Source organism: Streptomyces sp. NPDC047002, assembly GCF_040704505.1.
Taxonomy (GTDB): domain Bacteria; phylum Actinomycetota; class Actinomycetes; order Streptomycetales; family Streptomycetaceae; genus Streptomyces.
Genome location: NZ_JBEYWC010000035.1, coordinates 69,417 through 77,361, shown reverse-complemented (window position 1 = coordinate 77,361; position 7,945 = coordinate 69,417). Strand labels below are relative to the sequence as shown.

General features: G+C 74.4%; 5 protein-coding genes, 1 tRNA gene and 1 pseudogene. 2 read left to right on the top strand and 5 right to left on the bottom strand.

What is annotated here, in order from left to right; translation table 11 throughout:
- Positions 1-97: 97 nt before the first annotated feature.
- Together AB0910_RS26385 and AB0910_RS26380 are read right to left on the bottom strand one after the other, a co-directional pair.
- Positions 98-2,623: pseudogene (locus tag AB0910_RS26385) on the bottom strand (FtsX-like permease family protein); the annotation flags it as partial.
- Positions 2,624-2,682: 59 nt separating this feature from the next.
- Positions 2,683-3,453: an ABC transporter ATP-binding protein gene (locus AB0910_RS26380; protein WP_366747133.1), complete on the bottom strand. Its 771-nt coding sequence runs from the start codon at positions 3,451-3,453 to the stop codon at positions 2,683-2,685.
- A gap of 856 nt (positions 3,454-4,309) precedes the next feature.
- On the opposite strand from AB0910_RS26380, the gene AB0910_RS26375 reads away from it, so the two are divergent.
- A tRNA-Leu gene (locus AB0910_RS26375) sits at positions 4,310-4,396 on the top strand.
- A 30-nt stretch (positions 4,397-4,426) separates the two neighbouring features.
- Here AB0910_RS26375 and AB0910_RS26370 read toward each other — a convergent pair.
- The 3 genes from AB0910_RS26370 to AB0910_RS26360 form a co-directional block, all read right to left on the bottom strand.
- Positions 4,427-4,906 (bottom strand): nuclear transport factor 2 family protein, encoded by a 480-nt coding sequence (locus AB0910_RS26370; protein ID WP_366747132.1) that lies wholly within the window; start codon positions 4,904-4,906, stop codon positions 4,427-4,429.
- A 41-nt stretch (positions 4,907-4,947) separates the two neighbouring features.
- Complete coding sequence (locus tag AB0910_RS26365; RefSeq protein WP_366747131.1) at positions 4,948-5,934, bottom strand: aldo/keto reductase; 987 nt, start codon at positions 5,932-5,934, stop codon at positions 4,948-4,950.
- A 156-nt stretch (positions 5,935-6,090) separates the two neighbouring features.
- Entirely contained in the window at positions 6,091-6,984 is an 894-nt protein-coding gene (locus tag AB0910_RS26360; protein ID WP_366747130.1) for a helix-turn-helix transcriptional regulator, read from the bottom strand.
- 183 nt (positions 6,985-7,167) lie between these two features.
- Between AB0910_RS26360 and AB0910_RS26355 the strand changes: the two genes are divergently transcribed.
- Positions 7,168-7,944, top strand: coding sequence for an SAM-dependent methyltransferase (locus tag AB0910_RS26355; RefSeq protein ID WP_366747129.1), 777 nt, complete (start codon positions 7,168-7,170; stop codon positions 7,942-7,944).
- The last annotated feature ends 1 nt before the right edge of the window (position 7,945 follow it).

Sequence of the window (7,945 nt, the reverse complement as noted above, 5' to 3'; positions counted from 1 at the left end):
CGCGGAAGACACCCGGGAAGACCAGCACGTTGTTGATCTGGTTCGGGAAGTCCGAGCGGCCCGTGGCCACCACGGCGGCCGTCTCGCGGGCGATCATCTCCGTCTTGACGGCCGTCAGCATGTCGAGTCTGGCCGCGCTGCGGGCGGGCCACAGCGCCGCGAGGACGCCGACCACCGCGGACAGGCCGAGGAAGACGGCGATCCTGGCCCATGGCACGATCAGCCGGTAGTCGGGCAGCGAGCCCTTCAGCGTCTGGCCGACCGCCCAGCCGAGGAACAGGCCGAGCACGATCCCGAGCACCGCGCCGAACAGCGAGATCACCACCGCCTCCACCCGGATCATGCGCTTGACCCGGCGCCTGTCGAGGCCGATCGCCCGCAGCATCCCGATCTCCTGCTGCCGCTCGAAGACCGACATGGCGAGGGTGTTGACCACCCCGAGCACCGCGATCACCAGCGCCATCGAGAGCAGCGCGTAGAGGACGCCGAGCGCCGTGTTGACGGAGCCGCCGTACTCGGCGCGCACATCGGCCCGGTCCTGCACCTTGAAGGCGGGGCTGTCGCCGAGCGCGTGCACGAGCGCGCGCTCGTGGGCGCCGCTGCCGCCGCCCGCCGTTTTCACCCACACGTCCGGCACGTACGGCTCCGCCTCGTGCCCCGCGACGACGGCCGTGGAGACCACGAGCGGGGAGAGGAAGGAGTTGGCGCGGTAGGTCGCGCCGAGGCGCAGCGTGCCCTTCTCGCCGTCCTGGTAGGTCACGCGCAGCCCCTGCCCGATGTGCCAGCCGTTGGACTTCGCGGTGTCCTCGGCGACGGCGAGGCCGCCGTGCGCGAGGGTGTCGAGCGACCCGTCCACCACGTCCATCGTCAGGACCCGCTGCACGGCGCCGGGGGCGACCGCGGACGCGGCGTGGCTCTCGCCCTCGACCCGCAGGTCGGCGGCCTGCTGCGGGGAGACAGCGGTCACGCCGGGGGTGTGCGCGAGCCGGTCGGCGACCGAGGGGCTCAGGCTGTCGCCCGACGCCATCGTCACCAGGTAGTCGGCGCCGATGCTGTCGGTGGTCATCCGGTCGACCGCGCCGCCGAGCGTCACCCCGATCACGGTGAGCCCGGTGACCAGGGTCAGGCCGATCGCCAGGGCGGACGCGGTCGCGCCGGTGCGGCGCGGGTTGCGCACCGCGTTGCGGCTCGCCAGCATGCCCGGCGTGCCGAACAGGCCCCGCAGCAGCGGCCGTACGAGCGCGACCGAGGGCCGCGAGAGCAGCGGGATCAGCACGATCACGCCGACCAGCAGCAGGAACGCGCCCCCGCCGATGAGTGTCCTGCCGTCGCTGCCGCCCGAGGAGGCACCGCCCGCGACGGCGACCGCGCCGAGCGCGCAGAGCGCGGCGCCGCAGCTGTTGCGCACGACGAGGGAGCGGGTGCGCGCGGGGAGGTGGGCGCTGCCCATCGCGGCGACCGGCGGGATCTTCGCCGCGCGGCGCGAGGGCAGCCACGCGGCGACCAGCGTGACCAGCACGCCCACGGCGAAGGCGGCGGCCACCGAGTCGGCGCCCACCACCAGCGGGCCCGCCGGGACCCGCGCGCCGAAGGAGCCCATCACGGAGCGCAGGGCGACCGCGAGGCCCAGGCCGAGCGCGTACCCGATCACCGACGCGAAGACGCCGACGACGGCGGCCTCCGCCAGGACCGACCTGCGCACCTGCCGCCTCGACGCGCCGACCGCGCGCATCAGCGCGAGCTCCCTGGTGCGCTGAGCGACGAGCATCGTGAACGTGTTGGAGATCAGGAAGATCCCGACGAAGAGGGCGATGCCCGCGAAGGCGAGCAGCATCTGGTTGAGCGAGGACAGCGCGTGGGCCGCCGCCCGGGCGTCCTCGTCGGCGAGCGCCCTGCCGGTCTGCGCGGTCGCGCCCTTCGGCAGCAGCGGCACCACCGCGTCGAGCACGGCGCCGTCCGAGGTGCCGGGGCGTGCCGTCAGCGAGGCGCTCTCGTACGCGTCGCGGCCCGCGCCACCCTGCGCCGGCAGGTAGAGGCGCTGGGCCTCGGCCGTGTCGAACAGGACGAGGCTGCCGCCCGCCTCCACCGCGCCGTCGTCGGTGGTGAACACCCCGGCCAGCGTGTAGGTGCGTACGGGCCCGTCGGTGGCGACCCGCACGCGGTCCCCGACGCGGTAGTGCCCGGCGGCCGCCGAGTGCCGGTCGAGGGCGATCTCGTGCGCGGTGCGCGGGCCGTGCCCCTGCCGCAGCCGGTACGCCGGGTCGGCGCCGTGCGCGCCGGGCGCGAAGTTGCCGCCCTCGTGCGACCACTCGGTGCCGATGAGCTTCCCTGAGCGGTCGGCGACCCCGGCGAAACCGGTGACGCGCCCGGTGACACCGGCGACGCCGTCGGCGGCGCGCAGCCGGGCGAGGTCGTGTGCGGTCAGCGGGTGCTCGGAGTCGGCGGACACGGCGACCGCCACGCCCGCGTAGTCCTTGGCGGACTGGTGGGCGTAGGCGCGCCCGAGGGTGTCGGTGAACACCAGCGTGCCGGAGACGAACGCGACGCCCAGCAGCACGGCGAGCACGGTCATCAGCAGCCGCGCCTTGTGGGCGAGGACATTGCGCAGGGAGGTACGGAACATGGCGGGGTCCAGGGAGAGTCGGGCGGTCGGGGGCGGTGCGGGGGCGGTCCTTGCGGCGCCTACGCGGCCCGGCCGCGGCCGTCGAACGCCTTCATGCGGTCGAGGACGCCGTCCGCGGTCGGCCCGTACATCTCGTCCACGACGCGGCCGTCCGCGAGGAAGACCACGCGGTCCGCGTAGGCGGCGGCCACCGGGTCGTGGGTGACCATCACGACGGTCTGGCCGAAGTCGCGCACCGAGCCGCGCAGGAAGCCGAGGACCTCGGCGCCCGCGCGGGAGTCGAGGTTGCCGGTCGGCTCGTCGCCGAAGACGATGTCGGGCCGCGAGGCAAGGGCGCGCGCCACGGCGACGCGCTGCTGCTGGCCGCCGGAGAGCTGCGCCGGCCGGTGCCCCAGGCGGCCGGCGAGGCCCGTCATCGTGATGACCTGCTCCAGCCACTGCGGTTCTGGCGTGCGGCCCGCGATGTCCATGGGGAGCGTGATGTTCTCGATCGCGTTGAGCGTCGGCAGCAGGTTGAACGCCTGGAAGACGAAGCCGATCCGGTCCCTGCGCAACCGCGTGAGCTGCTTGTCCTTGAGGCTGCCGAGCTCGACGTCCCCGATCCGCACCGACCCCTCGCTGAAGGTGTCGAGCCCCGCGACGCAGTGCATCAGCGTGGACTTGCCCGACCCCGAAGGACCCATGATCGCGGTGAACTCGCCCTGCCGGAAGTCGACGGAGACCCGGTCGAGTGCGACGACGCGCGTGTCGCCCGACCCGTACACCTTGGAGACTCCGACGGCGCGCGCCGCGGCGACGTCCGTGCGTCCGAGGGGTGGCGACATGGTCATGGCGGGCTCCTGGGGTGAGGGAGGGGAGGGAACGGCTCCATCGTTCCGTCCCCGCCGCAGCGGATCGTCCGCCTGGGTGTCCGTTCCCGGGGCCGACTCCGGTCGGACGCCCGCCCCCGCGTGTCCCCCTGCGGTATGACGGCGGGCCCGGGGCCGGTAGGACGCGGGGCCGCTGTCGAGGCGGGGGAGCGGCCGCGGCGCAGACGGGGGAGGGCCGGTGCGGAGGCGGGGGCGCCCGACGGCCTTCCCGGCCGACCGGCCCGCCCCCGCGGCCCCTTGAGGGCCAGGACCGGTAGGACTCCCTCCGGATCCCGCCCGGATCGGGTGCCGAGACGAACTTCCGTACGGACCCTTACCTGCCTACGCTGGGTGCAGGCTCCGCACCGTTCCGTCACCACCCCGACATCCGCGGAAGGACCCCCCGTGCCCGCGACCGCCACCCCCCTGCACGACGGCCCGCGCCCCGCCCGCCCGACGGCGCGGTCCCGGCCGAAGGAGAACGCCGCGCCGACCCGCCGCGCGCAGCGGCGGAACCCGCCGACCCGGCCGGTCCCGCCCGCGCCGTGACGCGGCGCCGCGAGACGTCCGCGGGGGAGGTACCGGCCGTGCGGCGGTGTCGTGTGACGCACGGTGACGCATCCTCAGAGTGACCGGGCGGCGACTTTTCGTCATTCCCGCGTCCGCCCCCGACCGTCGCCCCGGGCAGGCCGCACGCCTCCGGCATGTGCCCATGGCCTTGCCCCGGTGCTGACGCTCCCTCAGACGCCAATAAAATAAGACAAGATCGGGTTCGCGGCTCGTTGTTGAACTGCCGCATCCCGATAGGCTCGTGAGCCAACGCGGAGCCGCGCGCCACGCCCGGATGGTGGAAAGCAGACACGGCGAGCTTAAACCTCGCTGCCCCTCAGCGGGCGTGCCGGTTCAAGTCCGGCTCCGGGCACCACCTCTCCGTCACCGCCCCCGGCCGACCGCGTCAGCCGGCCTGTGAGGGCCGCTTGTCCGTCCAGTCGACGACGAGGCGCCGGTCGGCGAAGAGCCAGCGGCCCTCCTGGCGGACGAAGGTGTCGAGATAGCGGATCGACATCACCAGCAGCGTGCGGGTGCCGTCCTCGGTCCACACGTGGTGCGCGAGGCAGTAGCTCTCGCCGGTGGCGAGGTCCGGGTCCGCGGGGTCGAAGGCGAGGGTGCTCTGCCCGTTGAAGTGCGTGGTGTGGTCGTACGTCTCCAGGACGCCGAACGACTCGGCGAGCGCGGCCCGGCCGCGGATGATCTGCACGGGCTCCGTGGTCTTTGGCGGTCCCGGGTGGACGGCGACGGTGCCCTCGGGCACGAACAGCTCGGACTGGCGCAGCGGCAGGCGGCGGTCCGCGCAGTGGGCCCAGGCGTCGACCAGGGCGCGGATCGCCAGCCGGTCGGCGGTGCGCTCGGTGTCGGGCGCGGGGGTGGTGCTCATGGGGTCTCCCTCTCGTGTTCTTGTGGTGGGGCGGTGCGGGGTCAGTAGCGGTCGCCGACGACCAGCCCCGCAAGGCTGTCGAGGCGGGCGAGTACGGCGTCGTCGAGGCGCAGCCCGGCGGCCGCGGTGTTCTCCGCGAGCCTGGCCGGGTTCCTGGTGCCGGGGATCGGCACGACCGGGACGCCGAGGCGCTCGCGCTGCGCGGCGACCCAGGCGAGCGCGACCTGCGCGGGCGTCGCGCCGACGGAGTCCGCGACCTGCCGGACGGCCCGCGCGATCGCCTGGTTGGCGGCGGCCGCGTCGCCGCTGAAGCGCGGCAGGTGGCTGCGGTAGTCGTCCTGCGTGAGCGCCGCCGTGTCGACCGCGCCGGTCAGAAACCCCCGGCCGAGCGGAGAGTAGGCGACGAGGCCGACGCCGAGCTCGGACAGGACAGGGGCCAGGGTCTCCACGTCGCGGCTCCACAGCGAGTACTCGGTCTCCAGCGCGGTGATCGGGTGCACGGCATGGGCGCGGCGCAGGAGTTCCGCGTCGAACTCGGAGACGCCGAGGTGCCGGACCTTGCCCGCGCGCACCAGCTCGGCCATGGCCCCCACGGTCTCCTCGACCTCCGCGTTCGTCGGCGGCCTGTGCACGTAGTACACGTCGATCACGTCGACGCCGAGCCGCCGCAGGGACGCGTCGCAGGAGCTGCGCACATAGGCGGCGTCGCCGCGGGTGCGCACCACCTCGTCGCCGCTGGTGCGGTCGACCCCGAACTTGGTGGCGATCTGCACCGCGTCGCGCCGCAGCGGCCCGGTGGCGACGGCCCGGCCGACGAGCACCTCGTTGTGCCCCGTCCCGTACACGTCCGCGGTGTCGAGGAGGGTCACGCCGAGTTCCATGGCGCGGTGGATCGTGCCGAGGGCGCCGTCCCAGTCCGTGGGGCCGTACAACTCGCTCATTCCCATGCAGCCGAGGCCCTGCTGCGAGGTCTCGAGTCCGGCCAGGTGCACCCGGCCGAGCTGCCGGGTGCCGGTGTTCTCGCTCATTCTTCCTTCTCCGTTCGTGGACGGCGGGCAGTGAAACCCGGGCGGTGGAGACCGGGTTGTGGGGTTTCGGGCACGGCGGGGCACGGCGGCACGACCGGATGACCGGGCGGCCGCCGGGGGCGCCGTGCGCGGCGGGTCGGTGGTGTGCGGGGAGCGTCAGTCCCCTGCGCGGCGCGCGGGCGCGTCGGTGGCGGGGGAGGGCGCGGCCCAGCTCGCCAGGAGGCGCAGGGCCTCGTCGGAGGCCGAGCCGGGCTCGGCGGTGTAGAGGCCGAGGACCTGCTCGCCGTCGGCTGCGGGGGTCAGGGCCTGGTAGTGGAGGGTGAGGTCGCCGACCACCGGGTGGTGGTAGCGCTTGGTGCCGTGGGCGTGCCGCAGCACCTCGTGCGCGGCCCACCAGCGGCGGAAGTCCTCGTTCCGCAGGGAGAGTTCGCCGATGAGCTCGGCGAGCCGCGGGTCGTCGGGGTGGCGGCCCGCGTACAGGTGCAGGCTGGCGACGACGCCGCGCGCCGCGTGCTCCCAGTCCGCGTAGAGGGAGCGGGCGTGCGGGTTGAGGAAGACGTAGCGCGCCATGTTCCGCTCGCGGCTCGGCAGGGCGTCGAAGTCGAGGTAGAGGGCGCGCATCAGGTGGTTGGTCGCCAGGATGTCCTGGCGTCTGCCCGTCACCATGGCGGGCAGGTCGCGCACGCTGTCGAGGACCTGGCCGAGACCCGGGGCGAGCTTCTGCACGGGCAGCGGGCGCGTCCGCGCGGGCCGCGGCCTCGCCAGGGCCGCCAGGTGCTCGCGCTCCGTCTCGTCGAGGCGCAGGGCGCGGGCGACGGCGTCGAGCACCGCCGTGGACACGTGCGGGTTCCGCCCGCGCTCCAGCCGTACGTAGTAGTCGGTGCTGACCCCGGCGAGCGCGGCCACCTCCTCCCTGCGCAGTCCCGGCACCCGCCGCGGCCCCGGCCCTGCGGGGACGCCGGCCTGTTCCGGGGTGATACGGGCGCGGCGGGAGCGCAGGAAGGCGCGGAGTTCCGCGGGGCCGTCCGCGGGGGAAGGCTGATCGCTCATACCGGAAGCGTAGGCGCGCGAAAGGGCACGAGAGGGCCCGAAAGGGGGCAGGAATTACCCCCTCTCCGGCACGCGGGCCACGGCGGCCGCCGTGGCTCTGCCGTCCGTGCACCCGGGACCGCCGGGGGCGCGGATGGGATGATGTGGCCCACAGGCGCCCGCCGCATCCACAGGAGCCGCTCGATGACCATCGACACCAGCAAGCCGCATCCTGCGCGGGTCTACGACTGGCTGCTCGGCGGCAAGGACAACTACCCGGTGGACCGCGAGGTGGCGCGGCGGCTGCCGCCGAACGCGCGGGTGGACGCGCGCACGAACCGGGCGTTCATGCGCAGGGCCGTCGCCTGGCTCGCCGACGCGGGTGTCGACCAGTTCCTCGACATCGGTACGGGCATCCCGACCGAGCCCAACCTGCACCAGGTCGCGCAGGGCGTGAACCCCGCCTGCCGCGTCGTCTACACGGACAACGACCCCATCGTGCTGCGGCACGCGAAGGCGCTGCTCGTCTCCGCGCCCGGCGGGGCGACGGACTACCTCCAGGCCGACGTGCGGGAGCCGGAGGCCATCCTGGAGTACGCGCGCAAGCTCCTCGACTTCGACCGGCCCATCGCCCTCTCGCTGATCGCGCTGATGCACTTCGTGCCGGACGACCAGGACCCTTACGGGGTCACCCGCACCCTCACCGATGCGCTCGCGCCCGGCAGCTTCCTCGTGCTGACGCAGGGCACCGGCGACTTCCACCCCGACCTGGCGGCCGAGGTGTCGGGCACCTACCGCTCGGGCGGCATCTCCCTCGCGCTGCGCTCCCGCGCCGAGGTGGCCCGCTTCTTCGACGGGCTCGACCTGGTCGCCCCCGGCCTGGTGCGGGCGACCGAGTGGTACAGGAAGGGGCCTGCGCCCGAGCCGGCCGACAGCTCCTTCTACGTCGGGGTCGGCCGGGTGCCCGGGGCCCGTCGGTAGC